Source organism: Neorhizobium alkalisoli (assembly GCF_007829835.1).
Taxonomy (GTDB): Bacteria; Pseudomonadota; Alphaproteobacteria; order Rhizobiales; family Rhizobiaceae; genus Neorhizobium.
The window spans coordinates 473,603-498,892 of record NZ_VIWP01000003.1; the positions used below are offsets into that span (position 1 = coordinate 473,603).

27 protein-coding genes are annotated in these 25,290 nt (G+C 61.4%); 17 read left to right on the plus strand and 10 right to left on the minus strand.

Going from position 1 to position 25,290, the window contains the following annotated elements:
- Positions 1 to 3: 3 nt before the first annotated feature.
- Together FHW37_RS13090 and FHW37_RS13095 are read left to right on the plus strand one after the other, a co-directional pair.
- On the plus strand, positions 4 to 420 hold the full coding sequence (locus tag FHW37_RS13090; RefSeq protein WP_145637052.1) for a GNAT family N-acetyltransferase: 417 nt from the start codon (positions 4 to 6) through the stop codon (positions 418 to 420).
- Between the two features lie 32 nt (positions 421 to 452).
- A complete protein-coding gene (locus tag FHW37_RS13095; RefSeq protein ID WP_145637057.1) occupies positions 453 to 875 on the plus strand; it encodes a GNAT family N-acetyltransferase in 423 nt (140 codons plus the stop codon).
- 10 nt (positions 876 to 885) lie between these two features.
- Here the strand turns inward: FHW37_RS13095 and FHW37_RS13100 are convergent, their stop codons facing one another.
- A complete protein-coding gene (locus FHW37_RS13100; protein ID WP_145637060.1) occupies positions 886 to 1,401 on the minus strand; it encodes a GNAT family N-acetyltransferase in 516 nt (171 codons plus the stop codon).
- 258 nt (positions 1,402 to 1,659) lie between these two features.
- Between FHW37_RS13100 and FHW37_RS13105 the strand changes: the two genes are divergently transcribed.
- The 3 genes from FHW37_RS13105 (at position 1,660) to nadS (ending at position 3,347) form a co-directional block, all read left to right on the plus strand.
- The gene (locus tag FHW37_RS13105) at positions 1,660 to 2,646 is read left to right on the plus strand and encodes a glutathione S-transferase family protein (RefSeq protein WP_145637063.1); all 987 of its coding nucleotides are present in this window, start codon (positions 1,660 to 1,662) and stop codon (positions 2,644 to 2,646) included.
- A gap of 39 nt (positions 2,647 to 2,685) precedes the next feature.
- Positions 2,686 to 2,997: a type II toxin-antitoxin system RelE/ParE family toxin gene (locus FHW37_RS13110; RefSeq protein ID WP_246690759.1), complete on the plus strand. Its 312-nt coding sequence runs from the start codon at positions 2,686 to 2,688 to the stop codon at positions 2,995 to 2,997.
- A 65-nt stretch (positions 2,998 to 3,062) separates the two neighbouring features.
- A complete protein-coding gene (nadS, locus tag FHW37_RS13115) occupies positions 3,063 to 3,347 on the plus strand; it encodes a NadS family protein (protein ID WP_145637066.1) in 285 nt (94 codons plus the stop codon).
- Between the two features lie 167 nt (positions 3,348 to 3,514).
- On the opposite strand, the gene FHW37_RS13120 is transcribed toward nadS, so the two are convergent.
- Positions 3,515 to 3,988, minus strand: coding sequence for an NUDIX domain-containing protein (locus FHW37_RS13120; RefSeq protein WP_246690760.1), 474 nt, complete (start codon positions 3,986 to 3,988; stop codon positions 3,515 to 3,517).
- 80 nt (positions 3,989 to 4,068) lie between these two features.
- Between FHW37_RS13120 and FHW37_RS13125 the strand changes: the two genes are divergently transcribed.
- The 3 genes from FHW37_RS13125 (at position 4,069) to FHW37_RS13135 (ending at position 6,497) form a co-directional block, all read left to right on the plus strand.
- Positions 4,069 to 5,046: a metallophosphoesterase family protein gene (locus FHW37_RS13125; protein WP_145637070.1), complete on the plus strand. Its 978-nt coding sequence runs from the start codon at positions 4,069 to 4,071 to the stop codon at positions 5,044 to 5,046.
- A 126-nt stretch (positions 5,047 to 5,172) separates the two neighbouring features.
- Complete coding sequence (locus tag FHW37_RS13130) at positions 5,173 to 5,658, plus strand: RNA polymerase sigma factor (protein WP_432442850.1); 486 nt, start codon at positions 5,173 to 5,175, stop codon at positions 5,656 to 5,658.
- Positions 5,655 to 6,497 carry an anti-sigma factor family protein gene (locus FHW37_RS13135; RefSeq protein WP_145637076.1) on the plus strand — a complete coding sequence of 281 codons (843 nt, stop codon included), beginning with the start codon at positions 5,655 to 5,657 and terminating at the stop codon, positions 6,495 to 6,497. The genes FHW37_RS13130 and FHW37_RS13135 overlap by 4 nt, the downstream gene beginning before the upstream one ends.
- A gap of 84 nt (positions 6,498 to 6,581) precedes the next feature.
- On the opposite strand, the gene leuA is transcribed toward FHW37_RS13135, so the two are convergent.
- Positions 6,582 to 8,291, minus strand: coding sequence for a 2-isopropylmalate synthase (gene leuA, locus FHW37_RS13140; RefSeq protein ID WP_145637081.1), 1,710 nt, complete (start codon positions 8,289 to 8,291; stop codon positions 6,582 to 6,584).
- 323 nt (positions 8,292 to 8,614) lie between these two features.
- Positions 8,615 to 9,799, minus strand: coding sequence for a benzoate/H(+) symporter BenE family transporter (locus FHW37_RS13145; RefSeq protein ID WP_145637084.1), 1,185 nt, complete (start codon positions 9,797 to 9,799; stop codon positions 8,615 to 8,617).
- A gap of 275 nt (positions 9,800 to 10,074) precedes the next feature.
- Between FHW37_RS13145 and FHW37_RS13150 the strand changes: the two genes are divergently transcribed.
- Complete coding sequence (locus tag FHW37_RS13150) at positions 10,075 to 12,765, plus strand: bifunctional diguanylate cyclase/phosphodiesterase (RefSeq protein WP_145637087.1); 2,691 nt, start codon at positions 10,075 to 10,077, stop codon at positions 12,763 to 12,765.
- Positions 12,766 to 12,767: 2 nt separating this feature from the next.
- Here FHW37_RS13150 and FHW37_RS13155 read toward each other — a convergent pair whose 3' ends face one another.
- Both FHW37_RS13155 and FHW37_RS13160 read right to left on the minus strand, forming a co-directional pair.
- On the minus strand, positions 12,768 to 13,244 hold the full coding sequence (locus tag FHW37_RS13155; RefSeq protein WP_145637090.1) for a cupin domain-containing protein: 477 nt from the start codon (positions 13,242 to 13,244) through the stop codon (positions 12,768 to 12,770).
- A gap of 89 nt (positions 13,245 to 13,333) precedes the next feature.
- Positions 13,334 to 13,921: an ATP-dependent Clp protease proteolytic subunit gene (locus FHW37_RS13160; protein WP_145637093.1), complete on the minus strand. Its 588-nt coding sequence runs from the start codon at positions 13,919 to 13,921 to the stop codon at positions 13,334 to 13,336.
- Positions 13,922 to 14,122: 201 nt separating this feature from the next.
- On the opposite strand from FHW37_RS13160, the gene FHW37_RS13165 reads away from it, so the two are divergent.
- The 3 genes from FHW37_RS13165 to FHW37_RS13175 all read left to right on the plus strand — a co-directional run bounded on the left by FHW37_RS13165 (position 14,123) and on the right by FHW37_RS13175 (position 16,627).
- A complete protein-coding gene (locus FHW37_RS13165) occupies positions 14,123 to 14,710 on the plus strand; it encodes a HupE/UreJ family protein (RefSeq protein WP_145637095.1) in 588 nt (195 codons plus the stop codon).
- A 165-nt stretch (positions 14,711 to 14,875) separates the two neighbouring features.
- Positions 14,876 to 15,670, plus strand: a complete 795-nt coding sequence (locus FHW37_RS13170; RefSeq protein ID WP_145637116.1) for a DUF2076 domain-containing protein — start codon at positions 14,876 to 14,878, stop codon at positions 15,668 to 15,670.
- 150 nt (positions 15,671 to 15,820) lie between these two features.
- Positions 15,821 to 16,627, plus strand: coding sequence for a DUF1963 domain-containing protein (locus FHW37_RS13175; RefSeq protein ID WP_145637119.1), 807 nt, complete (start codon positions 15,821 to 15,823; stop codon positions 16,625 to 16,627).
- Positions 16,628 to 16,729: 102 nt separating this feature from the next.
- Here FHW37_RS13175 and queF read toward each other — a convergent pair whose 3' ends face one another.
- Complete coding sequence (gene queF / locus FHW37_RS13180) at positions 16,730 to 17,194, minus strand: preQ(1) synthase (RefSeq protein WP_145637122.1); 465 nt, start codon at positions 17,192 to 17,194, stop codon at positions 16,730 to 16,732.
- On the minus strand, positions 17,191 to 18,123 hold the full coding sequence (locus FHW37_RS13185; protein WP_145637125.1) for a cation diffusion facilitator family transporter: 933 nt from the start codon (positions 18,121 to 18,123) through the stop codon (positions 17,191 to 17,193). Before FHW37_RS13185 ends, queF begins: the two co-directional genes overlap by 4 nt.
- Positions 18,124 to 18,421: 298 nt before the next feature.
- Between FHW37_RS13185 and FHW37_RS13190 the strand changes: the two genes are divergently transcribed.
- From FHW37_RS13190 to FHW37_RS13205, 4 genes are all read left to right on the plus strand, one after another.
- Positions 18,422 to 18,739: a hypothetical protein gene (locus tag FHW37_RS13190; RefSeq protein WP_145637128.1), complete on the plus strand. Its 318-nt coding sequence runs from the start codon at positions 18,422 to 18,424 to the stop codon at positions 18,737 to 18,739.
- A 24-nt stretch (positions 18,740 to 18,763) separates the two neighbouring features.
- Complete coding sequence (locus tag FHW37_RS13195) at positions 18,764 to 19,216, plus strand: GFA family protein (protein WP_186458242.1); 453 nt, start codon at positions 18,764 to 18,766, stop codon at positions 19,214 to 19,216.
- 182 nt (positions 19,217 to 19,398) lie between these two features.
- A complete protein-coding gene (locus FHW37_RS13200; RefSeq protein ID WP_145637133.1) occupies positions 19,399 to 19,905 on the plus strand; it encodes a MarR family winged helix-turn-helix transcriptional regulator in 507 nt (168 codons plus the stop codon).
- Complete coding sequence (locus FHW37_RS13205) at positions 19,889 to 20,575, plus strand: GNAT family N-acetyltransferase (protein ID WP_145637136.1); 687 nt, start codon at positions 19,889 to 19,891, stop codon at positions 20,573 to 20,575. The genes FHW37_RS13200 and FHW37_RS13205 overlap by 17 nt, the downstream gene beginning before the upstream one ends.
- Here FHW37_RS13205 and FHW37_RS13210 read toward each other — a convergent pair.
- Both FHW37_RS13210 and FHW37_RS13215 read right to left on the minus strand, forming a co-directional pair.
- Complete coding sequence (locus FHW37_RS13210) at positions 20,572 to 21,069, minus strand: GNAT family N-acetyltransferase (RefSeq protein WP_145638027.1); 498 nt, start codon at positions 21,067 to 21,069, stop codon at positions 20,572 to 20,574. The two genes, FHW37_RS13205 and FHW37_RS13210, sit on opposite strands and share 4 nt — an antisense overlap.
- A gap of 22 nt (positions 21,070 to 21,091) precedes the next feature.
- Complete coding sequence (locus FHW37_RS13215; protein WP_145637138.1) at positions 21,092 to 23,281, minus strand: anthranilate synthase; 2,190 nt, start codon at positions 23,279 to 23,281, stop codon at positions 21,092 to 21,094.
- Between the two features lie 365 nt (positions 23,282 to 23,646).
- On the opposite strand from FHW37_RS13215, the gene FHW37_RS13220 reads away from it, so the two are divergent.
- Complete coding sequence (locus tag FHW37_RS13220) at positions 23,647 to 25,131, plus strand: extensin family protein (protein ID WP_186458243.1); 1,485 nt, start codon at positions 23,647 to 23,649, stop codon at positions 25,129 to 25,131.
- Positions 25,132 to 25,290 lie beyond the last annotated feature (159 nt).

A 25,290-nucleotide genomic window follows, 5' to 3' on the forward strand; every position in this document is an offset into this window, starting at 1 on the left:
ACCATGACGCAGATCGAAGTCACGGCCACGCCATCCGGCGAGGACCTCGCCATCATCCTGGACGGGCTCAGTGCCTTCAACGAGATCGATGTCGGCCCGGCCGAGCGTGTGCCGCTCGCCGTACTGATCCGGGATGATCAGGGCCGGGTGATCGGCGGCATTTCCGGTTATACGTCCTGGAACTGGCTTTTCACCCAGCTCCTGTTCATTCCCGAAAGCCTTCGTGGCCAGGGCATGGCGGGCAAGCTCCTGTCTCTTGCAGAAGACGAAGCCCGCGCACGCGGTGCCAAGGGCGCATGGATCGATACGTTCAGCCCCGTCGCGTTAAAAGCTTACATGCGGCAAGGCTACGAAGTGTTTGGCGAGATTCCGAATTTCGTCGGCGAGCGTAGCCGCTTCTTCCTCAAGAAAGCGCTTTAGGTTATCCATCCTCCCCTTGGCGGAGGATGCTGATGACGATCGATCTGAAAGTGACGGAAGGCATCGCGCCGCAGGAGGAAGAGGTGATCCTCGACCAGCTGCGCAGCTATAACCTGAAAACCTTCGGTGAAAGCCACCGGCGCGAACTGACCATTCCGCTTTACGACGACGAAGGCACGATCACCGGCGGCCTTGTCGGCTATACCGGGCGTGGCTGGCTCTATATCTCGATGCTCTATATTCCGGAAAACCTGCGCGGACAGGGCCTTGCCACGCGCATCATGACGATGGCCGACGACGAGGCGCGCAGCCGCGGCTGCATCGGCGCCTATATCGACACGATGAACCCAGATGCGCTGCGGCTCTATCTGAAACTGGGTTATGAGGTCATCGGCAGACTGGACAGCCTCGAAGGCGGCCATTGCGTGCATTGGCTGCAGAAGCGCTACAGCTGAACCGGCGACCTTACGGCCGCCAGCCGATCACGCCCTTCAGCCGCGGATGTACATCATCCTTCAGCGGCACGATCAGAACCCGGCCCGGATCGACCGGCCCCGGAAAGGCAAGCGCGTTATAGGCGACTTTTTCAAAGCCGAGCGGCATGTAATAGGGCGGATCGCCGATCAGGATGACCCCTTCCGACCCCTTGCGCCGCGCCGCCTCGATGGCGATACGGACGAGTTCCCGACCGATGCCCCGGTTCTTGTGGGAGGGCCGAACGGCGAGCGGCCCGAGCATATGGCCCTTGACCGAACCGGCCAGAACCGGCGTCATCCTGACGGATGCAATCGTCTCGCCGTCATCGGCGCAGACGAAGGAGAGCGACCGGTCATGTGGCCCCTGCTCGCGGATCCGCGCCGCCGCCCGCACATGGCGGCCGGGGCCGAAGGCCTCTTCGTTGATCAGTTCGACGACGTCATCATGCGATGCGTCCTCGGTGAGATAGACGAGGTCATGCTTTTGGAGAAGGTGCAGGGACATGGATATACCGAAGCCGTAGAAAATGAGCGGACAGGAGACGTGACTTCAACGACGCCTTTTGGGCGTCTTGTTGGAAAATCAGCGTCGTCGCAGTGCTCGTACTTCGGTCATAAAGGGGCAGTCCCGCCAGAAATGTGACAAGCCACGTATCAGGATTTTTTTCGCCCGTCCAATGCAAAACGCAGCGTTCGCAAAATCGCATCTCGCAATCGCAGCGCAGAGGCGTATCTAGACGCCAAGACAACGAAGGAGAGCATCATGGGCATGCTGGTAGACGGCAAATGGCAGGACGTCTGGTACGATACCAAGGCGACCAAGGGCTATTTCAAGCGCTCGGAATCGCAGTTCCGCAACTGGGTGACTGCAGACGGCTCGGCCGGCCCTTCCGGCAACGGCGGCTTCAAGGCCGAGGCAGGCCGTTACCACCTATACGTCTCCTATGCCTGTCCCTGGGCACACCGGACGCTGATCTTCCGGAAGTTGAAGAAGCTAGAGGACCTGATCTCGGTTTCCGTGGTGGATTATCTGATGCTGGAGAACGGCTGGGAGTTCAAACAGCGTGACGGCGCCACCGGCGACGCCCTGTTCGGGTCCGACTATCTCTATCAGGTCTATCTGAAGGCCGATCCGGCCTATTCCGGCCGCGTCACCGTGCCCGTCCTCTGGGACAAGCAGCAAGGTACGATCGTCTCCAACGAGAGCGCCGAAATCATCCGCATGATGAACAGCGCCTTTGATGGCCTCACCGGCTCGACGCTCGACCTCTATCCGTCCGACCTGCGCACCGAGATCGATGCGCTGAATGCGATCATCTACGACACGGTCAACAATGGCGTCTACAAGGCCGGCTTCGCCACCAGCCAGCAGGCCTATGAAGAGGCCGTGACGAAGCTGTTCGAGACACTAGACATGCTCGACGCCCGGCTGGCCAAGGGTCGCTACCTGTTTGGCGACCCGCAGACAGAGGCCGACTGGCGCCTGTTCACCACGCTGCTGCGTTTCGACCCGGTCTATGTCGGCCATTTCAAGTGCAATATCCGCCGTATTGCCGACTACCCGAACCTCTCCGGTTATCTGCGCGACCTCTACCAGCAGAGCGGCATCGCCGAGACCTGCAACATGCAGCATATCAAGGGCCACTATTACGGCAGCCACAAGACGATCAACCCGACCGGCATCGTTCCGGTCGGCCCGGCGCTCGACCTCGATGCACCGCATGGACGCGAGGGTTTGAAGGCGGCGTGAAAGAGGCCGCCGCCGGCATCTCCGTCTTTTTGTTGCCAAATGTACGGCAATGCCGTATATACTCCTCCTATGCAAACTGTAATCCAGACCTCTGTTTTTCTGGCGCAGTCCAAGCGGTGCGGCCTTTCCGATGACGAGATTCAGGAGATAGTAGCCGTTATCGCTGCCGATCCTGAAGGCGGAGCGCTGATGGCCGGCACAGGCGGAGCACGCAAGCTGCGTCACGCCCGTGAAGGTCAGGGAAAGAGCGGAGGCTACCGCACTATTCATTACTTCGGGGGCGGAGATATTCCCGTCTTTGCCCTCGCCATCTATGGAAAAAACGAGAAGGGCAACCTCTCTAAATCCTAGCGAAACGAATTGGCCCGCATTCTGCCCAAACTGGCCGATGCTTACAGGCAGAGAAAGGATAAGGCATGACTTTCGGAAAAGAGCTTATCCAGAGCGCAGAGGAAGCACTTGCAATCGCGGAGGGGCGCGCGGAGCCTGCCGCCGTTTTCGTCCCTGAAACCATTGACGTTGCGGCCATCCGCAAGCGCCAGAAGCTTTCGCAGGCAGCGTTTGCAAAGCGGTACGGCCTGCCCACAGGCACAATCAAGGACTGGGAGCAGAACCGCCGTCAGCCGGATCGGGCCGCCATGCTTCTGCTGAAAGTCATCGAGCAAGAGCCCGACCTGGTCGCGCAGGCCATCCGCGCATAATCACGTCTACCCTTCCCGGAAGACAGTCGGGCAAATGCAACACTACTGTCGAGGATCCTTGGGGTTTCCGCGACACTTCGACGGCCGTGACTTCCTCAGCGATAGTGCTTCAAGCAGATATTCATCGCCTGATACGCCAAAAGGGAATCTGGTTTTAGCGCCCACCGCTACCAGTAATCCGACCGCGCCATATCCCCGGAAAGCTCACTCAGCCTTCGCGCCGTCGCGTCCGTCACTCCATCCGGCAGGGCATCGAGCGCAAAAAATCCGCTCTCCGCGATCTCGCGGTCCGGCAGCCTTGGCGCCGTCTGCCTTACCGTCACCCGATAAAACAGGACATGGTCGCGCCGGCTGACCCTCGTGTTGTAATAGGCGTGCAGCAATTCCGGCGTCCCGATGATCTCAAGGTTACCTTCCTCGCGCAATTCCTTGGAAAGCGCACCAAGCGCCGTCTCACCGCGCTCCACGCCACCGCCCGGCATGTACCAGCCGGGAACATAGCCGTGGCGCACCAGAAAAATCCGGCCTTCGGCATCGAAACAGGCGGCCCTCACCCCCAGCGTCATGCCGCGCGTAAAGATGAAGACGCCGTGCATCAGCCGCACGAGAATGCGGGTGCGAAACCCCGGAGGTTTCGTCATTTTCCCCTCAGCCATTCATAACTCCGGGAGCAGCCAGAAAATCGATAACCATTCGCCCTCTCATGCGTTATGTCTGCGCCATGTTCAAATTCGCGCATATTTCAGACATTCATCTGGGCCCGTTGCCGAAACTCACATTGCGTGAGCTGTTTTCCAAACGCATTACCGGGTTTGTGAACTGGCATCGCAACCGCCGCAAGCACCTTTTCGTCAACACGCTCGACCTGCTCCTGAGCGACCTGAAGACGAAGGAACCGGACGAGCTTCTGATCACCGGCGACCTCGTCAATCTGGCGACGAAGATCGAGACACGGCTGGCCCGCGAATGGCTGGATACGATCGGTGATCCGCACGATACGACCGTGGTGCCCGGCAACCACGACGCCTATGTCCCGGGCGCCCACGACAAGTCGGTCGCCGCCTGGTACCCGTTCATCAAGAGCGATGACGACCCGCATGACTGGCCGGAAGATGATCACATCTTTCCGACCTACCGGGTCCGCGGCCCGATCGCCATCATCGGCTGTTCGACCTCGAATGCCACTCCGCCCTTTTCGGCTTCGGGTTTCTTCTCCCCGCGCCAGGCGCGCGAGACCGTCGACCTGTTGAAACGTGCCGGAGAACAGGGCCTGTTCCGCGTCGTCATGATCCACCATCCGCCGATCCATGGTGCCGCCGCCTCGCACAAGCGGATGATCGGCATACGGCGTTTTGCCGCCGCCATTTCCACCGGTGGCGCGGAACTCGTGCTGCACGGCCATACCCATCTCAACACCGTCTACTGGCTGAAAAGCCAGCACAGCCAGCTTGCCGGCCCCTCCCCGGCAAAAATCCCCGTCGTCGGCATCGCATCGGCCTCGCAGGGACCGGGAGGCCACAAGCCCCGTGCCGCCTACAATCTCTTCACGCTGACCGGCGAACCGGGCCACTGGAACCTACTCTGTGAACGCTATGGCCTGACGGAAAAGGGTGACGGCATCGCGCTCGATGACAGCCGGCTGTTTTCCGGAAGCCTGCCAATTGCATCGGAGATACCCGAAACGGCGGGATTGGTATAAATTTTAGAGATCGTGATGTTGCGAAATCGTCACAATCGATTCATAGCTGGTGAATCCATGCTATGATGTCGCCATGATATCCATGCATCGCCCCATCAATCCTCTTCATTCCGATCTGCCCTGTTCATGACTCAGCCGACCCAAATGACGGATATTCGACGCGATCTGGTAGCATTGTTGCCGAGGCTTCGGCGCTTTGCCCTGCTTCTGACCGGCGCCCCGGCGGATGCGGACGATCTCGTCCGGGAAGTCTGCGGCCGCGCCATTATGAAAAGTCATCTGTGGAAGGGTGAAGGCCGGATCGAGCACTGGCTCTTCAGCCTGCTTCGCAGCGGCTGGAACGACGAGACACGCAAACGGCGCCGCGGCGGCCACGATGCCACGGCGGCACGGGAAGCCACGCCGCCGGCTGATGCCCCCGTCGGAAATGTCCTTCTGTCATTGCCGCAGGGTCTCTCCTGCGCCTTCCTGCTCGCCGATGTCGAGCATTTCAGCTACGCCGAATGCGCCGCCATTCTCGGCATTCCGGTCGAAACCTTCGCCGCCCGCCTGTCTTCGGCACGCCTCGAACTTTCCGCAATTGGCCTCGAAGCCTCGGAGCGCCGCGCATGATCCGCAAAGCCATGCCGGCATCGAAGCTAGAAACCCAGCTTTCCGCCTATCTCGATGGGGAAATGACCGACGACGAGCAGCAGGAAATCGAAGCGCTGCTGGTCAACGACCCGCAGGCACGTGTGCTCCATGATTCGCTGAAGAGAGGCGCGGATTTCGGCCGCCGTGTCTGCGACGACTTGTTGAAGGAGCCGGTTCCGCTCGATCTGGTGCGTGCCATCAAGAATGCGCCCCTGCCGCGGCGCGCGGTGCGCCTGCCCCAGGCGGGAAGCTCCAGTCTGCACTTCAGGCCGACTGCCCGCCAAAGCCTGATCGCCTGTCTGGTCTTCCTGGTGATCGGCGGCGGCCTTGGTTACGTGGCCGGCACGCGCCCCGGAATGACCGACCTTGCCGAGCAGACAGGCGTCGGGATCGATCCGCGCGACTGGCTGGATGACGTCGTCTCCTATTACCGTCTCTACACCCATCAGCCGAACCGGCTGACGGAGATCGCTGCCGACCGCCCGGCGGAAATACTCGAATGGCTGACGACCGAAACCGGCGTCGGTTTCCGTATTCCCGACCTCAAGCAGAGTGGCCTCAAATTTGCCGGTGCCAGGCTTTTCACCGCCGCCGGCCAGCCCTTCGCCCTGCTGCTCTACCGCCGCAACGATGATGGCGAGGTGATCGCAATCGCCTTTTCCAGAAACCGCCCGGAAACGGCAAAGCCGATCGAGGATATCCGCAGCGATACGGGGATCGTCACCTGGAGCACCCCGCTTGCGACCTATGCCATCATCGGCCCGTCTTCTGCGGCCGACCTCGACGATATCGCGGCCAAGGCTGCAGGGCTGATCTGATCGCTTCACGACCGGGTATAAACACGAAAGGCCGCCCCGAAAGGCGGCCTTTGCTACATCATGCGGCTGATTGGCAGCGCATGCTCAGCCCCGGCTTTCCAACACGCGGTTGGCAGCCGAAACAATCGCCTCGAGCGAAGCTGCCACGATATTCGTGTTCACGCCCGCGCCAAAGAGTTTGCCGCCCGGATATTCCATCTCGACATAGGCGATGGCCGAAGCGTTCGAGCCGTGCTGCAGCGAATGTTCCGAATAATCGGCAACAGACAAGTCGATGCCGAGATAGGTCGACAGCGCGTTGATAAAGCCGTCGATCGGGCCGGTGCCCTTGCCCTCGATCCGCTTCACCTCGCCGCGATCCGTGATCTCGGCGGCCACCACGCGAATACCCTTGTGGTTCGGCTCGGACGGATAGGTGTGGTGATCGACGAATTTCAGGCGCGCCCCCGGCTGCTCCACATACCGTTCCATGAAGCGGTCATAGATGCGCCTGGAAGACAGTTCCTTGCCTTCCTCGTCGGTGATCCGCTGAATATCCTCGCGGAACTCCACCTGCAGGTTGCGCGGCAGGTTCAGGCCGTAATCCTGCTGCAGGATATAGGCGATACCGCCCTTGCCCGACTGCGAGTTGATGCGGATGATCGCCTCATAGGAGCGGCCGACATCGCGCGGATCGATCGGCAGATAGGGCACTTCCCAATGCGGGTCGTTGGCGATCTTGATCGCCTTCATGCCCTTGTTGATCGCATCCTGATGCGAGCCTGAGAAGGCCGTGTAGACCAGTTCGCCGACATAAGGGTGACGTTCCGGAATAACCATCTCGTTCGAATATTCGTAAACGTCCTTGATCCGCTCGATATCCGAGCAATCCAGCTCCGGATCGATCCCCTGCGTATACATGTTGAGCGCCAGCGTCACGACGTCGACATTGCCGGTGCGCTCACCATTGCCGAACAAAGTGCCTTCGACGCGGTCGGCGCCGGCCATCAGGCCGAGTTCGGTCGCGGCAATACCGGTGCCGCGGTCATTATGCGGATGCAGCGAGATAATGACGTTTTCGCGGTTGTCGATATTGCGGCACATCCATTCGATCTGGTCGGCATAGATGTTCGGCGTCGCCATCTCGACGGTGGACGGCAGATTGAGGATCAGCTTGTTGTCCGGCGTCGGCTTCATCTCGGCAATGACGGCATTGCAGATTTCCAGAGCGACTTCGAGCTCGGTACCGGTAAAGCTTTCCGGCGAATATTCGAACCGGTAGCCACCGCCGGCCTTGGCCGCCATGTCGGTGATCATCTTGGCCGCATCAACCGCGATCTGCTTGATGCCAGCAACGTCCTTGCCAAACACGACGCGGCGCTGCAATTCGGAGGTCGAATTGTAGAAGTGGATGATCGGCTTGTGCGCGCCTTCGAGCGATTCGAACGTGCGGGTGATCAGCTCCGGCCGGCACTGGACCAGAACCTGCAGGGACACGTCCTCCGGCACGCCGCCCTCTTCCACGCACCAGCGGGCGAAGTCGAAATCGGTCTGCGAAGCCGACGGGAAGCCGATCTCGATTTCCTTGAAACCCATGTCGAGCAACAGCTTGAACATGCGGGCCTTGCGGTCATGGCCCATCGGGTTGACCAGCGACTGGTTGCCGTCGCGCAGATCGACCGAACACCAGATCGGTGCCTTTTCGATCACTTTCGAAGGCCAGGTGCGGTCGGGAATGTTGATGGCCGGATAGGCGCGGTACTTGTTCGCCGCGTTGGCCATGGTTTTTGCGGAATTGGAAGTCTTGGCGTCCATGATGTCGTCCTCGTCTCGTGCCATCAGCCGCAGCCGCGTTATCGCAGGTCTGTAACGAACGGATGGCGACCTATTGAAGGTCTATGTCTTAGTCAGGGGTGAGTTTACGAGGAGCTCTTATGCCGGCAGGCGTTTCGGCCGCCGGGCGCTCCTCAACGGACCCGGCAACCGCGCGTAAGGTCGAGGCTAAGAAGCGAGAGAAGCGCAAATACCGACGCCCCGGCCGCGGTGCGGCAGGTCGGCTGACGGTCGGACATGATTGCGCCTGTCATGGTCATGGGCAGGATGTATAACTGCGGTCGAAAAATGAGGCAAGGGCCTGCTCAGATTTTTGGCGAATGAAGCACCCGTCGCAGCCCCATCATCACCCCACCGGCAACTAGACCCCAGAAAGCCCCGGAAATACCGGCAAAGGACAGCCCGGAAGCCGTCACCAGAAAGGTGATCGCGGCCGCCTCGCGGGTTTCCGGTTCGCGGTAAGCCGCAAAGGCAGCGTTTGAAAACGCACCGACAAGGCCAAGGCCGGCCACCGCCTGCAGAAGAATCGGTGGCGCGAGCGAGACGAAGGCGATAATGCCGCCGGCCACGAGCCCGAGCAGGATATAGGCAAAGCCACCGACGATTGCCGCCCAGTAACGCCGGTTCGGATCGGGATGAGCGTCCTCGCTGGCGCACATCGCCGCTGTGATGGCCGCCATGTTGGCGGGCACGGCACCCACGAGACCGACCAGGGCGGAAAAGAAGCCGGTCGCAACGAAAAGCGGCCCGGGTGGCGGCTCGTAGCCATGCGCTTTCAGGATCGCGATGCCCGGAATGTTCTGTGATGCCATGGTCACGATGAACAGCGGCACGGCCACCGAGATCACGCCATGCAGGGTGAAGACCGGCTCGACGAAGGTGAATTGCGGATGGATCGCCTGCCCGAGCTCGGCCATCATGTCGGCCGGCAGATCGACGCCGAAGAACAGGACGACGATCATCGCCAAAAGCGCAGCCGGCACGGCTAGGAGCCGCCAGCGGGAGACGACCACGGCCCAGGTGAGCACGATGGGCAGGCCGAGCGCGGGATTGAAGGACACCGCCTTGACCGGCGCCAGACACAGGCTGAGCAGCACGCCAGCAAGCATGGCATTGGCAAGCGGCGCCGGAATGGCCCGGATCGCCCGGCCGAGCGGGCGAAACAGGCCACAAAGCGCGATCAGCACGCCACAGATGACGAAGGCGCCGACCGCGGCCGGAAACCCGCCCTCGATCGCGCCGATACCCGAAAGCAGCGCCGCCCCCGGCGTCGACCAGGCAATGCTGATCGGCATTTTCAGCCAGGCCGAAAAGCCGATCGCCAGCACGCCCATGGCAATCCCCAGCGCCAGCAGGCCGGATGCGATCTCGTCACCCGTCGCGCCCATCGCCTTCAGGCCCTGCATGATGACGGCAAACGAGCTGATGAAGCCGACGAAAGCGGTCAGAACACCCATCATCAGGGCGGAGAGGGAAAAGTCCTTGAACATGCAGCCAGCTCGCAAAGATCGGAATTCCGCATGGAGCATAGGACCACCGGCAAGACAAGGGTAACGCGCCGTCATCCGGTACGCGCACCCGGCCTGCCACCTTCGGTCGATCACCCCATCAGGCCGTGGCCATGGATGGCGTTTTCCGTGGCATCTTAAGATTTTCGAAGCAATACCAACGTTTATCAAGGCATAGGCCAGCCGTAATTCGCCAAGATATTAGAATAAATTAAATCTTCTCCAGCACAATCGAGCCACTTGTGCCGGAAACTCCCATGACCCGATCGATTTTGCCCATCAAATCCAGGATGCCGCTACCCAAAGGGATCGGGCTCAATTATTTTCTGCCGGCCATCATTGTCATTGTCGCCGTTGCGATCGGGCTCATCCGTGCCGAAAGCGAGGAGCGCGAGCAATATCTTGCAAGCCAGCGCCTGCGTGCCGCCGAACAGCTGGCCAAGGTGGCGGCAAGCCTCGAGACCAATATCCACGGCAACGTCAATCTGGTCCATGGCCTTGCCGCGGCGGTCGCTGCCAATCCCAATATCAACCAGCCGCAATTTGCCGCCCTCTCCGAGCGGATATTCACGGTCCCCTCCCAGCTTCGCAATGTCGTCGCGGCGCCGGAAATGGTCGTCCGTTTCGTCTATCCCGAGCCCGGCAACCAGCAGGCCCTCGGTCTTGATTACCGGACCGATACCAAACAGGGACCTGCCGCACTCCAGGCCGTGCAGCGCCGTTCACTGGTCATCACCGGCCCGATCAATCTCGTCCAGGGCGGCACCGGCCTGATCGCCCGCTATCCGATCTTTTCCGTTTCGAACGGCCGGTTCTGGGGCGTCGTCTCGGCCGTCATCGATCTCGACCGGCTTTATGAGGACAGCAATATCGGCACCGAGCGCCAGACGCTCGATATCGCCATCTCGCAGCGCCCGGCGCCGTCTGATGCCGATATCTTCCTTGGCCAGAGACGCGTCTTCTCGGAAGAGCCGGTAAAGAGCCGCATCGAGCTCGGTTATGATACATGGTATCTCGCCGCCGTTCCCAAGGGCGGCTGGCAGACTTCGCCGCCGGAACTCGCCGTCTTCCGCATCTATGCCGCACTGATCGCCTTCGCCATCGTAGCCCCCCTCGTCTGGGCCGGCATTCTGATGAAGCAGCGCCAGCGCAATATCGTCATCCTGCAGCACCGCGAGGAAGAACTGGAAGCCGTCGGCCACCGGCTGGCGCTGGCGCTGGAAGCCTCCGAAATCGGCGTCTGGGAATACGAGCCGTCGACCGATACGCTGGTCTGGGATCGCCGCCTGCGCGAGATCTTTTCCGCCCCGTCCGGCCAGGAAAATTTCAGCTACGAAGACTGGCGCTGCGCCATTCATCCCGACGATCTGCTCGAGGCGGAACGGCTTCTCTTGAGGGCAATGGATGACAATCTGCCCTATATCACCCAGTTCCGCGTCCTGTCGGCCAATGGGGATACCCGCCATGTCAGGGCCCATGGAACCACCTACACCACCTCTTCCGGCGTGCTGCGCATCGTCGGCGCCAACTGGGATGTGACCGAGGACGTCGACCTGCAGACGGACCTGCGCGATGCGCGCTCCCGCGCCGAAGAACAGAATGACGAGCTACGCGCCACCCGCCGCACGCTGGAACACCAGTCGCTGCATGACGCCCTGACCGGTCTGCCCAATCGCCGCTTTCTCGACCAGTTTATGGATGCCGCCCGCTCCCATAGCCCGAACCACCGGCTGGCCTTCATCCATTTCGATCTGGACCGCTTCAAGGAAGTCAACGACACACTCGGCCATGCCGCCGGCGACGAGGTTCTGCGCCAGACGACGTCGCGCCTCCTCAAGCTCGTCGACAATGACGAATTTTCCGCCCGTATCGGCGGCGACGAGTTTGTCGTCGTCACCAGCGGCCCGGCACCGGAAGAACGTGCCAAGACGCTTGCCCGTTCGATCGTGCGCGCGCTGGTCAAGCCGATCATCGTCGACGGCCACAAATGCCATGTCGGCTGCAGCGCCGGCGTCGCGATCCAGACGCTTGGCGGCGAGGAACCGCGCCAGCTTCTCGTCAATGCGGATGTGGCGCTTTATGAAGCCAAGAAACGCGGCCGCAACCGCATGGAAGTATTTTCCGAAAACCTGCTGCAGACGGCGATCTTCACCAAACGCACCTCGGACGAGCTTCTGACCGCGATCGAAAGCGACCAGATCGTTCCTTTCTTCCAGCCGCAATTCGATGCCCAGTCGCTCGATATCGTCGGTGTCGAGGCGCTTGCCCGCTGGCAGCACCCGACCCGCGGCCTGATCGGTCCCGACCAATTCTTGGACATCGCCGAAAGCCTGCATCGCTCGGCGGACATCGATTCGATCATCCTGCAGCAGGCATTGTTCCAGTCCACTCGCTGGAAGGCGCTCGGCCTTGTCGTGCCGCATCTGTCCGTCAACGTCTCGGCGCAGCGCCTGAAGGACGAAACCCTGTTCGAGCAGATTGCCAGCCGCCCGATCATGCCGGGAACACTGTCCTTCGAGCTTCTGGAATCGATCTCCTTCGACGGCCAGGACAAGAGCCTGCGCGACACGATCTGGCGCCTCAAGGAAGCCGGCATCGATATCGAGATCGACGACTTCGGCACCGGCCACGCCTCGATCGTCAGCCTGCTCGAGCTCGGCCCCAAGCGGCTGAAGATCGACCGCCAGCTGATTTCACCGCTCGACGCTTCCGGCTCTCAGCGCAGGCTGGTCGCCTCGATCATCGAGATCGGCCGCTCGCAGGGCATCGAGATCGTTGCCGAAGGCGTCGAGACGGCAGCCCATATCGAGATCCTGCGCAGCCTCGGCTGTCAGATCCTGCAGGGTTATGCCTTTGCAAAGCCGATGTCGGCCGACGATTTCGTCACCTTTGCTGGCAATTGGCAGAGCGAACATCGCCCGATCGCCCTGCCCGCCAAGGCGAGCTGAGATCAGCCAGCTGTCGGTACGGCAAGCGGCGGCCCCAGAAATTCCATCCGCCATTCGGTGGCGAAGGCGTTCAGCACCGCCGTATCGGGACGACCATTCTTCATCACCTCTCCGAGCCCGGTAAAGAAGGCGGCGGCATCGAAGGCCGGTGCGATCAGGATATATTGCCGGGCCGGCTTGTCGGTGACATTGACGAAGGCATGCGCGGCCCCGCCGGGCACCGTCACCACATCCCCCTCCTCCGCATAAAACTGCTCGCCATCCACTTCGAACAGGTAGCGCCCCTCGATCACCCGGAAGATTTCCGTCTCCTCATGCCGGTGGCGCGGCGGGCCGAAGCCCGGGGCATTGACGGTATCGATGAAGCAGAACTCGCCACCGGTGATCGACGGGGCGACGCGCACCGTCAGATCGAGCCCGATCGCCGGGATCTTGATGACCTCTTCGGTCGCCTTGGAATGGGATTTCTGGATAGCCATTGGAAAACTCTCGTCTGAAATGCGGGCAAGAAAAAGCCCCCGCCTTCATCTCGAAAGCGGGGGCTCTGGATATTCAGGAGATCAAAGGATCAGATCTCGGACTGGCTGGTGACGATGCGCGAAACCAGGCCGTAAGCCTTGGCTTCTTCGGCAGAGAGCCAGTAGTCGCGGTCGGTATCGGCAGCGATCTTTTCGATCGGCTGGCCGGTCGCGTCCGCCATGATCTTGTTCAAGCGTTCGTTCATCTTGATGATCTCGCGGGCCTGGATCTCGATGTCGGATGCCATGCCGCGGGTGCCGCCCGACGGTTGATGAAGCAGGAAGCGGGTGTTCGGCAGGCAAATGCGGCGCTCCTTCGGAGCCGACACATAGATCAGCGCGCCGGCGGAAGCGACCCAGCCGGTACCGATCATCCAGACCTTCGGCTTGATGAACTTGACCATGTCATGGATCGAATCGCCCGATTCCACATGGCCGCCCGGAGAATTGACGTAGACGCGGATATCTTCGTCGCTGGCGGCAGCGAGTGCCACAAGCTGCGTGTTGACCTTCTGCGCCAGTTCCTGGGTGATGCCGCCATAGATGAAGATGGAACGCGACTTGAAAAGATTCGCCTCCGTTTCCTTGCCGAGCGGCAGTTCCTTCGTCTTGTCGTCGTTGTCGTCTTCGTCGTACATCAGGATCTCCTGCATGGAATTCATGTAAGGGACATAATGTGTTCGCGGCCGTAAAACAATGCGGGAAAGAGACTAAGGTGAACACGCGGTAGGAAGCCGAGCCGGGAGAAAGCCGAAGCTACGTCGATTGACGGTGGACAGGCAAAAATCGCCCGAATATCTTCGACCCCAGTTCTACAAAAATGAATTCAGGGGACCGCCATGTTCAGACGTCTTTCGCTTTCCGCCGCCATCCTTGCCGCAACCGGCACGGCACCCGCCTTCGCGCATCTGAACCCGGCTGAACACGGTTCCTTCCTCGCCGGCTTCTCGCATCCCTTCTTCGGCGCCGACCATATCCTCGTCATGGTCTCGGTCGGCCTCTGGGCAGCCCAGATCGCCGCGTCCGGCAGCCGTCGCGCCCTGTGGATCGTTCCCTCCGCTTTCGTCGGCACCATGGCCGTTGGCTTCCTTCTTGCGATCGCCGGTGTTCAGCTGCCCTTCGTTGAACCGGCGATCCTCGCTTCCGTCATCGCGCTGGGCCTGCTGGTTGCCATCGCCGCGAAACTTCCGACTGCCGCCTGCGCCGCAATCGTCGGCGTTTTCGCCCTATTCCACGGCCATGCCCATGGCGGCGAACTCGGCAGCGCCGGCGCCCTGCAGTTCGGCATCGGCTTCATGATTGCGACCGCCGTCCTGCACCTTGCCGGTATCGCGCTCGGCATGGGCATTGCCCGTTTCAGCCCCTATATCGCCCGTGTTCTCGGCGCCGTTACCGCTCTGCTCGGCCTCTCGCTGATCTTCGGCTGATAGCCGTTTCATGACGTGACGGCACCGCGCCTCGTACCTTAACCGCGGTACCGGAAGATTACCGAGATTTAAGGGAGTGCCGCTTTGAAAAGCCGCATTCCCTTCCTACCTCCTTGATCAGACGAACACAGTCTGACGGACAACAGTCTTCAAGGAGCAGAGACGATGTCACCCGAAGAGCGCCAACTTCTCACCGCCCTGTTCGACCGCGTGCGCACGGCATCCTCGACCCCGCGCGACCGCGATGCCGAGATGCTGATCGAGCAGGCGACGAAGGAACAGCCCTATGCCGCCTATTACCTGTCCCAGGCGGTAATCGTTCAGGAAAAGGGCCTCGAAGCGGCAGCCGCCCGCATCAAGGAACTGGAAGAGCGTGTTCGCACGCTGGAAGAAGGTGCGGACAACCGCCAGCCCGCAGCCCAGAGCGGCGGCTTCCTCAGCGGCATTTTCGGCTCCAGCCAGCAGCCGCAGCAGAGCCCGGCAGCGTCCGGTGCTTCGGGACCGTGGGGCGCCCGCCCGCAGCAGCCGCAACAGCAGATGCGCCCCTATGACGACGGTTATCGCGCGCCAGCACCTTCCGCCGGTTATGGCGGCCCCTGGGGCGGCCAGCAGCAACAGGCGGCACCGTCTGCCGGCGGCAGCTTCTTGCGCGGCGCGCTTGGCACGGCGGCCGGCGTCGCCGGTGGCATGCTGCTTGCCAATTCGCTTTCCGGCATCTTTGGCGGCCATTCCGCCGCCAATGCGCTCGGCCTCGGCGGCACGGAGCAAGCTGCGGCACCGGTGGAAGAAACCATCATCAACAACAACTATTTTGGCGATGATGCTGTTCGCGAAGCCTCGGACAACAATCCCGCCGACAACGCGCCCTCTAATGATGGCTGGCAACAGGCCGATTACGGCGGCGACGACCAGTCGGATTTCGGCAGCAGTTTTGATGACGACGACAGCATGAACGTGTAACGCGATCCTCCCAAGCGCCCCTCATGCTCGAAGAAGCGCCGGCCAGCAATGTGCCGGCGCTTTTTTATGCCCGCCCCAAAACCCCGCGGTTGCCGCCACGGCATGAAGCCTTAATTGCCCAAAGACCGGGAATGGAGATGGAGCGGCGGAATGGATGTGGTGACGCGTCTGAAACAGATGTTCGGTATTCGCGAGCGAGATGAGAAGGCGCCCGTCCGCGAAGACCGGCCACCAACAGTCGCCGAGACGCAGACCGCGCTGGAGACGGTGCGGCAGCTGGCGAAACCCGCCATATTCGGTGAAATAGGCGGAGAGAAACCCGACAAGGAAAACCGTGCGAGAAGCTGGTGGGGCGCAAATTTCCTGGCTGCAGAAAACGAGACCATTCCCGTCTGCACCAGATCGGGCCGCCCACTGCATCCGCTCGTCCAGATCCGCATCGACGAGCTTCCACAGATCCCGCCCCTGCTGTCAGGCATGGCCCTCATGACGATCTGGATCGACCCGGAAGAAGTCCCCTTGCATGACGCGATCGACGGTCAAGGGTTTGCGATCAGGACCTATCCCTCGCTCGACAACCTCGTGCCGATCGGTCCGGGTTACCGCGAAACAGAAATATTTCCGAGCTTTCCGCTTCTTTGGCGTGCCGTTGTCGACGAACAGCCGAGCTGGGAAGACACCGCCTTCAAGATCCCGGACAGTGTTGCCCGTTCCGACGATATGGACTGGTTCTTCGACAGCCGTTTCGTGCGCGAGACTGAGCCCTATCGCATGGTCTGCCCGGTCAAGCTCGGCGGCTGGCCGACCTGGATCCAGGGTGCGGACTGGCCGAAAGAGGCAAAATTCTGCCTGCAGATCGACAGCACCGAAAAGGGCCGTTTCGGGGTCGGCGACGGAGGTTCGATCTACCTGTTTCGAACGCCCGCGGGCTGGGCGCTCAGGGCCGATTTCTTTTGAAGGGTGGCCGTTGAGTTAGCCACCCCGGCGCTTCGCTTTGGCTCAGCGCGTTCGGTGCTCAAAACGCTCCACTGGAGCGTTTTGCCGGCAAGCCGTCGCGCCTCACCCACGTCCGCGATAAGTCGCGACACCCTGTTCCGGCAGCCATACACCCTTCGGCGCTTCGCCGGTCTGCCAGAAGACGTCGATCGGAATGCCGCCGCGCGGATACCAGTAGGCGCCGATGCGCAGCCATTTCGGATTGAGCAGTTCGACGATCCGCTTGGCGATATAGACGGAGCAATCCTCGTGGAAGGCGCCGTGATTGCGGAAGGAGTGCAGGAAAAGCTTCAGCGACTTCGATTCCACCAGAAAACCATCCGGGATGTAATCGATGACGATATGCGCGAAATCCGGCTGGCCGGTCATCGGGCAGAGCGAGGTGAATTCCGGTGCGGTGAAACGCACCACGTAATCCGTGCCCTGATTGCCGTTCGGCACTTTTTCCAGCACCGCGGTTTCCGGGCTCGTCGGAGCCTCGACCTGCTGTCCGAGCTGCGAAAGCCCGCTTACATCCGTCATCGTCATTTGCTCATTCCTTCCGAGCTCGTATGTCCTTCGACTTCCACATTCTGTCCATGGGCGCGCTCGCCTTCGGGCTCCACATGGATTGCCAATGAGGCGCCGGGAATAACCTCTTTGATCGCATCTTCCAAGCGGTCACAGATATCATGCGCCTCGCCGACCGACATCGAGGCCGGCACGACGAGGTGAAAATCGATAAATGCCGCTGCCCCTGCCCGGCGCGACTTGAGATCGTGCACACCGAGCACGCCCGCCGCATGAGTGGCGATCACTTCCCGCACGGCCGCCTCTTCATCGGGCTCCAGCGCCTTGTCCATCAGCCCGCCGAGCGAATGGGTGATCACCTTGTAACCCTGCCAGAGAATGTTGATGGCAACGAAGATGGCGAGCAGCGGATCAAGGATCGTGTAACCGGTCAGGACGGCGAGCACGAGGCCGACAAAAACGCCGGCCGAGGTCACCACGTCCGACATGATATGCTGGCCATCCGCCGTCATGGCCGGCGACCGATGTTGCTTGCCGACGCGAATGAGGATCGTCGCCCAGACGGCATTGATGACACCGGCCAGCGCATTGATGCCGAGGCCGAGCCATGGCGTTTCCGGCATGCTCGGTGCAGACAGTGCCCCCCAGGCTTCCTGGATGATCAGCACGGCAGCGACGACGATCAGCACGCCCTCGACGACGGCGGAAATATACTCCGCCTTGTGATGGCCGAACTGGTGATCGTGGTCGGCCGGCCGCTGCGCATAGCGGATGACGAAATAGGCGATGAAGGCGGCAGCCACGTTGACGAGCGATTCCAGCCCGTCCGAAAGCAGCGCCACCGACCCCGTCACCCACCAGGCCAGAAGTTTCAGGCCCAGCACGACGAGCGAGAGCGGAATGCCCCACATGGCAAGCCGCTCGACCAGGTTTACCTCTCTTGCCATTGCAAAATCCCTCTTGGGCGATACCGCTCTTGCGTCTGCGAACGATTAGCAGAAGCGCATATCCAAAACGACGAAACCGCCGCGGCGAAAGTCTCGCTGCGGCGGTTTCTGGTGGCGCTCCTATGCCTCAAACCGCGCATTCTGTCAAAGGGGCGGCAGCAAATGGGCGTTGCAGACAGGCGCACCACCGCAACCGCGCCATTAAGCTTTCCAGTTAGGGTTAAAGCCAGCAAGTCCAACCACGCCCGTCGCGATCATGTAAATAAGAAAAATCTAAAATATCCTTCGAGAGGATGAGATGGATTTCTACGTAGACGCAGGCAAGCAGAATGCACGGCGCATCGCGGTCTATCCGAGCCCGACGAGCGGCTACCATGTCATCATATCCCTCTCGGACAACAATCTTTCCGAGCCGGACGTGACGGTGCGGAAGGCGCAGAGCGAGGATGAAGTGACGCGGCTCCTCGAAAAGGAAGGCGTCGCGCGGACGGAAATAGAGCGCAGGTTCGCCCATCCGGGAACGAGCCTCGCCACCATCCTGACGACACTCGCCGGCTCGCTGCCGCTCGGGCTGCTCATCGCCATGGCGCTGATCCCGATGCTGGCACCGTTCTGAACGGCGGGGATGGAGGCGCACGCGATGTTGAAAGGCTCCTGTGCATGCGGAAAGATCCGTTATGAGATCGCCGGAAGCCTGAACGGCCCGGTCAATCACTGTTATTGCCAGGGCTGCCGCAAACAGTCCGGTTCCGGCTTCAGCAGTACGGCGCGGGTCGAGGCTTCGGTCATGAACGTGCTGGTCGGTCGGCACCTCGTCCGCAGCTGGCAGCACGCAGCCGGTACCGAGCATTTTTTCGCAAGCTGCTGTGGCGCGTTGATTTATAGCCGCGATCCTGCCGACCTCGGCAACCTGCTTCTGCCGCTCGGCACGCTCGACTGCGATCCGAAGATCGGCAAGAACCTACATGTCGATACCAGCTCGAAGGCAGCCTGGCTGCCACCATGGGGCCTTCCGGTCATTGCCGAGGGAGAGGAAATCGATCCCGTCATTTCAAGCCTGTGGGTGACACCGAAAGGCGTCCCTCGGGAATAGGCCCGGAGAACCAGCGCAACGGCCTTCGCCATTGGCGCGGCAGGCATTCGCGCAAAAAGCGGGCTTTGCCGAGCCGCATCCCTACTCTCTTCTTCATGCAGCCAAGACCCATTGAAACTCCCGCTGCGCTCATTTATATAACACGTTATATATCCTGTTATTCATATAAGAAGCGAGGAATCGTGCCCAAGGATATCGTTCGTGATTTCGGCTTGCTGACGCTGGGCACCCGCCTGCGGCGTGTCGGCGAACTATTGCAGGCCAATACGCAGGAAGTGATCCGCGAGTTCGAGCTGACGATCCCGGCCGCGCAATATCCCTTTCTGGCGGCGCTGAACCGGGACGGCCCCCTGACGGTCGGCGAACTTGCCGAAGCGGTCGGCATCACGCAACCGGGTGCCACACGCACCATCGGCCAGATGGCGGATGCCGGGCTTGTGGAGATTTCGGTGGCAGACGACGACCAGCGCCGCCGCAAGATCTCACTGACCCAGGCCGGACAGGAATTGGCTACCTTCTCGCAAACAACCGTATGGCCAAGCATAGAGGCGGCAGTCCGCGACCTCTGCGGCGACCTCGACGGCCCGCTTCTCGACCAGCTCGCGGCCATCGAGGATGGGCTCGGCGAACAGACATTGCTTCAACGCACCCGCAAGACCAGGGATATAGACAATGAACCACGTTCTTGACCGCCCCGCATGGACGGCCCTTGCCAGCACCCATGCCGGCTTTGCCGAAGGTTCGCCTTTGGCAAGACGCTACCCGCCCTCGATCGTCCCCTTCGCAGCTGCTGCCGACGATACGCCGGAAAGCCTGGCAGCTCTCGCCACCCTGCCCGCCCCGTCCGAAACCATGGTTCTTGTCGAGGCGGGAAATATTGTCGCCCCGCCGGATCTGGAAATGCTGACGGAAGCGGTGCTGGTCCAGATGCTCGCCGAGCGGCCCTTTGAACGGATCGAAGACCCACGCATCGAAAAACTCGGCGAAAGTGACGCCGCCAACATGCTGGAACTTGCAACGCTGACAAAACCCGGCCCGTTCACCTTGCGCGCCCAGGCACTCGGCACGTTCTGGGGTGTCCGCATCGACGGCCGCCTCGTCGCCATGGCCGGCCAGCGCATGCGCCAGCCGGGTTTTGCCGAGCTGAGCGGTCTCTGCACCCATCCGGATTTTCAGGGCAAGGGTTTTGGAAAACGGATGTTCAAATTCGTCGCCGGCGAAATTTCCGCCCGCGATGAGGCGGTTTACCTGCATGCCTACAAGACCAATACCGGCGCGATCTCTCTTTACCAGTCGCTCGGTTTTTCGGTGCGGCAGGACATGCAGATGCGGGTGGTGAGGAAGCCGGCCCAGTCCTAGTCGAAAATCTTCGCCATCAGGACGCTGTCTATATACCGGCCATCGATCCTGACCGCATCGCGCGCGATCCCTTCATGGAGAAAACCGACCTTTTCATAAAGGGCGATCGCGCGGGTATTGTCCGCATGCGCGTGCAACTCAACCCGGCGCAGCCCCGCATGTTTTGCAGCCTCGAGCGCCGACAGGATCAACTTGCGGCCAAGTCCGCGATCCCGGTAGCCGGGAATGACGCCCATGCCGAGCACGCCGCAATGGGCCTGTGCGTCCCGCGCCAGCCGGCGGATGTCGCACCAGCCGACGACCTCGCCACCGGCAACCGCAACTCTGTGCGGATGGCCGGCTGCGATATTGTCCAGCACGAAGGCGCGCATCTGCTCGACAGACGGCGCCTCCAGAAAGATCAGGTATTTTCGCTCACGCGCCACGATGTCGAGAGCCTGACGAAAGCTCTCGACATGATCCTCGCGAATGGGTTCGATCGCAATCGAACCCATTACCTCACGCTGATCGACCACCTCAAGCCGCCTTCGTCGCCCGCTTCCGCGACAGATGCGCCACGACATTCTCGATCATCCGCATGCCGGCATCGCCGCCAAGCGTCATGATCGATTCCGGGTGGAACTGCACGGCCGCGATCGGCTCCTTGGCGTGCTCGATGCCCATGATCGTGCCATCCTCGCTTTCGGCGGTGATGATGAAATCCGGATGCAGCGTCGCCGGATCGGCAAAGATCGAGTGGTAACGGCCGACCGTCACTTCCTTCGCAAGCCCGGAGAACACGATACCCGGTTCCAGAACCCGGATCCGCGACGGTTTTCCGTGCATCGGCAAAGCCAGATGCCGCAGTTCGCCGCCATAGGCTTCCGCCAGCGCCTGCAGGCCGAGGCAGACACCGAAGATCGGCAGGTCTTTTGCGCGCGCGGCCTTGATCGTCGCCTTGCAGTCGAAATCCTTCGGGTTGCCAGGTCCGGGCGACAGCACGACAAGATCCGGATCGAACCGATCAAAGACCTCTTCCGGCACCGGCGAGCGCACGGTGGAAACCGTCGCCCCCGTCTGGCGGAAATAGTTGGCGAGCGTATGGACAAAACTGTCCTCGTGATCGACCAGCAGGATCTTGACCCCCTGCCCGACCTTGGCGACATCACGACCGGCCTTGGCCGTATTGCCGGCCCGTGCATCGCGGATGGCGGCCAGCATGGCGGAGGCCTTCAGTTCGGTTTCGGCCTCTTCCTCATGCGGATCACTGTCGTTCAGCAGCGTCGCGCCGGCACGCACTTCGGCAATACCGTCCTTGATGCGGATGGTGCGCAGCGTCAGGCCGGTATTCATGTCGCCATTGAAACCGACCATGCCGATCGCCCCGCCATACCAGGCGCGCGGGCTCTTTTCATGGCCTTCGATAAAACGCATCGCCCAGAGTTTTGGTGCACCGGTGACGGTGACGGCCCAGGCGTGGCTGAGGAAACCGTCGAACGCATCCATGTCGGTCCGCAGCCGGCCCTCGATATGGTCGACCGTGTGGATGAGGCGCGAATACATCTCGATCTGGCGACGGCCGATCACCTTGACCGAACCCGGCTCGCAAACACGGCTCTTGTCGTTGCGGTCGACGTCGGAACACATCGTCAGTTCCGACTCGTCCTTCTTGGAGTTCAGAAGCTTCAGGATCTGTTCGCTATCGGCGATCGCATCCTCGCCACGGCGGATCGTGCCCGAAATCGGGCAGGTCTCGATGCGACGGCCGGAGACACGCACGAACATTTCCGGCGAGGCGCCGATCAGATATTCCTGGTGGCCGAGATTGATGAAGAAGGAATAGGGCGACGGATTGATCGCCTTCAGCCGGTTCGAAATTTCCGATGGCTTCGAGTCGCAGCGCTCCATGAACTTCTGGCCCGGGACGACCTCGAACAGGTCACCGCGGCGAAAACTTTCCTTCGCCTTGGTGACGAGGCTCGCATATTCGCCCGGCTTGTGATCGCCCTTCGGCGGCTGCACCGTGGTGCGCTCGAAAGGTTCTGGCGTGATGTCAAAAGACTTTCCGTCCGTCGTCTCGCCATCCCTGGAAAAATCGTAGCGGTCGATCCAGGCCTTGGCCTGGTGATGGTCGACGACTAAAATCTCGTCAGGCAGGAACAGAACCATGTCGCGCTGGTCTTCCGGCCGCGCCATGGAAAGCTTGATCGCGTCGAACTGGAAGGCAAGATCGTAACCGAAAGCGCCGAACAGGCCGATCGCGCTATCGGCATCCGAATAGAACAGATCGACGATCGCCCGCAGCGCCGTAAACACGGTCGGCATTTTCGAGCGCTCTTCCTCGGTGAAGACGCGCGACGGAGCATTCACGGTCAGATCGAGACGGCGTGCGGAACGCTCGCCAAGCGACAGTTCCTCAATCGTCGCCAGCTTGGCCGCAACGAAATTCAGCAAAACCTCGCCGCGCTCGTTATAGGCCTCGACCCAGATCTTTCGGCCATTGCAGGAAATGCCGAGTGGCGGATCGACGATGGCCGTATCCCATCGCGTGTAGCGGCCGGGATATTCATAATTGGAGGAAAACACCGCACCGCGCCGCTCGTCGAGCTTGTCGACATAGGACGAGATGGCAGTTGCATATTCTGCCGGCCGGCGCTGCCGCCGGATCTCGATGCCACCGCGCGTCGTGTAGGTTTCCGAACCGTCGTCTTGAATTACCGTTACCATGTTCCGCCTTCCAGGATGTGGCGCCCGGTTCCTCGGCAGCCAACAAAAAAGCCGCCTCGGGTTCCGGGCGGCTTGGTGTCGTCTTGTCGATGGACATGACTGGTCAAGGCCGCGCGAAGCGTACCCACCACCAGTTACCGTTGTTCATCGAAATCGTCATGGGCGGAATTGTTAGCGTGGCTTTGGCCGGTGCGCAAGCGAATTTGCTTAAGGCAGCAACGCCCTCTTTTCTGCAGCCGCGATGCGACCAAATCCGGCTTCTGCGCGTTCACCATGCCACGGGGCAACCGGAGCAGAGGCTATGGTTGCCCGCAAACCCATACCGGCCGGAAAATCCGGCCTTCGATATGCGGGAAGGAGAAGGCATGCGGAAGTCATGGACACGGACCTTGCGGATCCGGACATCATGGATCGCCGTTCTGGCAAGCCTGCCCATCATCGCCGGCGCCGCCCTGCCGCCAAACCTGTCACTTGCCCGGCCGGCACCGGCCTCACAGTCGGCCGATGTCGTGCAGGTCGATTTCCTCGGCCGTTTCCTCGAAGACAGCGGCATGCGGCGCCAAAAGCCCGCGACCCGCCACCGCGCGCCGCGCAACAACGAGACCCGCAGCAAGGCGCCGCAGCCGCCTGTCGCCAGCAACATTCCGGTGCCGGCGGAGAAGCCTGCGACTTCAGGCGACGCCGCAGCCGTGCAGGAGCGCGAAAAGCAGGCTCAGAACGACAAGGGTAATCCGGCCGAAAACTCGACGGCAAAGCAGGCAGGCAACCAGCCCGCCAAACCTGTCGCTCCGGCAGACGATCAAGCAACAACCTCCAAGGCAGAAGCCAATTCCGTCAAGCCCGAAACATCCGGCAAGCCGGCAGCAACCGCTCAGCCGGAGAAGACCGACGACAAGGCGGCCGAAAAAGCTCCCGCCGAAAAACCCGCTCCGGAATCCCAGGACAGCGAAAAGCCGACGGCCCCGACGACCGCAAAAACGGATACCGCCGAAACCAAGCCCCCCGTCCCGGCCGCCAGTGCTGGTGCCGTTGGCGCCGCCGCTGTTGCACCAACCGTCGTCCAGCCGGCAACCGACAGCGAACCGGCGCATGAGGCCGAAGTGCCAAAGCCACTCGCCAAACCGGAAACAGGCCCCGACACGGGCACCGCCGATGCGAGCGATGACAAGGCCGGCGGTAAGGACGCCACCAAACCCGAACAGGCGCGCGAGGACGAAACGAAACCCGAGGGCAAGCAGGACGAGGAAACCGCCGAAAAGCCGGCCTCTCCACCCCCGCCTCCGATCGTCAAGGAAGACCCGGAAAAGCTGAAGGCCTGCCTTGCCGATCTGTCCGCCATCGGCGCGAAATTCGAGCCGACCGACCCGATCGACGAAGGCGACGGCTGCGGCATCGAACATCCGATCGATGTCGCCGAAGTTTTACCCGGCCTGTCGCTCGGCGGCGCCACGATGCGCTGCGAGACGGCGCTCACCATGGCCCATTGGCTGAAGGACACCGTCCAGCCGGCCCTCAACATCGCCAAGCCCGGCCGCAGGATTACCAGCATCGTGCCGGGCTCCACCTATGCCTGCCGCCTGCGCAACAGCGCGGCGACGGGAAAAATTTCCGAACACGCCCGAGGCAACGCCTTCGACGTCGCCGCCTTCAAGTTCGACAATGGCGAGAAGATGGAAATGAAGCCGCGCGACGATGACCATACGCTGGAAGGCGCCTTCCAGAAAACCGCTACAGCCGGCGCCTGCCTGCATTTCATGACGGTGCTGGCACCCGGCAGCGACGCTGCTCACGAGACCCATCTGCATCTCGACATCATGGACCGGAAGGGCGGCTACCGGATTTGCGAGTGAGGCAGGAGTTCTTGCCCCCTTCAGATGCGGTTCTTAGCAATGCCTGTGGGGAGCTCTGCCCCTCATCCGGCATATCCCTTCTCCCCGCTCGCGGGGAGAAGGGATATGCCGCGACCTCTCACCCCTCTCCAGCCTAACTCGGGGCACGTCCCCTCGCCC

What these genes read in the sequence shown, in the direction of transcription:
- FHW37_RS13090 (WP_145637052.1), top strand. Translation starts at nt 4, where the DNA reads ATGACGCAGATCGAAGTCACGGCCACGCCATCCGGCGAGGACCTCGCC.
- FHW37_RS13095 (WP_145637057.1), top strand. Translation starts at nt 453, where the DNA reads ATGACGATCGATCTGAAAGTGACGGAAGGCATCGCGCCGCAGGAGGAA.
- FHW37_RS13100 (WP_145637060.1), bottom strand. Translation starts at nt 1,401, where the DNA reads ATGTCCCTGCACCTTCTCCAAAAGCATGACCTCGTCTATCTCACCGAG.
- FHW37_RS13105 (WP_145637063.1), top strand. Translation starts at nt 1,660, where the DNA reads ATGGGCATGCTGGTAGACGGCAAATGGCAGGACGTCTGGTACGATACC.
- FHW37_RS13110 (WP_246690759.1), top strand. Translation starts at nt 2,686, where the DNA reads ATGTACGGCAATGCCGTATATACTCCTCCTATGCAAACTGTAATCCAG.
- nadS (WP_145637066.1), top strand. Translation starts at nt 3,063, where the DNA reads ATGACTTTCGGAAAAGAGCTTATCCAGAGCGCAGAGGAAGCACTTGCA.
- FHW37_RS13120 (WP_246690760.1), bottom strand. Translation starts at nt 3,988, where the DNA reads ATGACGAAACCTCCGGGGTTTCGCACCCGCATTCTCGTGCGGCTGATG.
- FHW37_RS13125 (WP_145637070.1), top strand. Translation starts at nt 4,069, where the DNA reads ATGTTCAAATTCGCGCATATTTCAGACATTCATCTGGGCCCGTTGCCG.
- FHW37_RS13130 (WP_432442850.1), top strand. Translation starts at nt 5,173, where the DNA reads ATGACTCAGCCGACCCAAATGACGGATATTCGACGCGATCTGGTAGCA.
- FHW37_RS13135 (WP_145637076.1), top strand. Translation starts at nt 5,655, where the DNA reads ATGATCCGCAAAGCCATGCCGGCATCGAAGCTAGAAACCCAGCTTTCC.
- leuA (WP_145637081.1), bottom strand. Translation starts at nt 8,291, where the DNA reads ATGGACGCCAAGACTTCCAATTCCGCAAAAACCATGGCCAACGCGGCG.
- FHW37_RS13145 (WP_145637084.1), bottom strand. Translation starts at nt 9,799, where the DNA reads ATGTTCAAGGACTTTTCCCTCTCCGCCCTGATGATGGGTGTTCTGACC.
- FHW37_RS13150 (WP_145637087.1), top strand. Translation starts at nt 10,075, where the DNA reads ATGACCCGATCGATTTTGCCCATCAAATCCAGGATGCCGCTACCCAAA.
- FHW37_RS13155 (WP_145637090.1), bottom strand. Translation starts at nt 13,244, where the DNA reads ATGGCTATCCAGAAATCCCATTCCAAGGCGACCGAAGAGGTCATCAAG.
- FHW37_RS13160 (WP_145637093.1), bottom strand. Translation starts at nt 13,921, where the DNA reads ATGTACGACGAAGACGACAACGACGACAAGACGAAGGAACTGCCGCTC.
- FHW37_RS13165 (WP_145637095.1), top strand. Translation starts at nt 14,123, where the DNA reads ATGTTCAGACGTCTTTCGCTTTCCGCCGCCATCCTTGCCGCAACCGGC.
- FHW37_RS13170 (WP_145637116.1), top strand. Translation starts at nt 14,876, where the DNA reads ATGTCACCCGAAGAGCGCCAACTTCTCACCGCCCTGTTCGACCGCGTG.
- FHW37_RS13175 (WP_145637119.1), top strand. Translation starts at nt 15,821, where the DNA reads ATGGATGTGGTGACGCGTCTGAAACAGATGTTCGGTATTCGCGAGCGA.
- queF (WP_145637122.1), bottom strand. Translation starts at nt 17,194, where the DNA reads ATGACGATGACGGATGTAAGCGGGCTTTCGCAGCTCGGACAGCAGGTC.
- FHW37_RS13185 (WP_145637125.1), bottom strand. Translation starts at nt 18,123, where the DNA reads ATGGCAAGAGAGGTAAACCTGGTCGAGCGGCTTGCCATGTGGGGCATT.
- FHW37_RS13190 (WP_145637128.1), top strand. Translation starts at nt 18,422, where the DNA reads ATGGATTTCTACGTAGACGCAGGCAAGCAGAATGCACGGCGCATCGCG.
- FHW37_RS13195 (WP_186458242.1), top strand. Translation starts at nt 18,764, where the DNA reads ATGTTGAAAGGCTCCTGTGCATGCGGAAAGATCCGTTATGAGATCGCC.
- FHW37_RS13205 (WP_145637136.1), top strand. Translation starts at nt 19,889, where the DNA reads ATGAACCACGTTCTTGACCGCCCCGCATGGACGGCCCTTGCCAGCACC.
- FHW37_RS13210 (WP_145638027.1), bottom strand. Translation starts at nt 21,069, where the DNA reads ATGGGTTCGATTGCGATCGAACCCATTCGCGAGGATCATGTCGAGAGC.
- FHW37_RS13215 (WP_145637138.1), bottom strand. Translation starts at nt 23,281, where the DNA reads ATGGTAACGGTAATTCAAGACGACGGTTCGGAAACCTACACGACGCGC.
- FHW37_RS13220 (WP_186458243.1), top strand. Translation starts at nt 23,647, where the DNA reads ATGCGGAAGTCATGGACACGGACCTTGCGGATCCGGACATCATGGATC.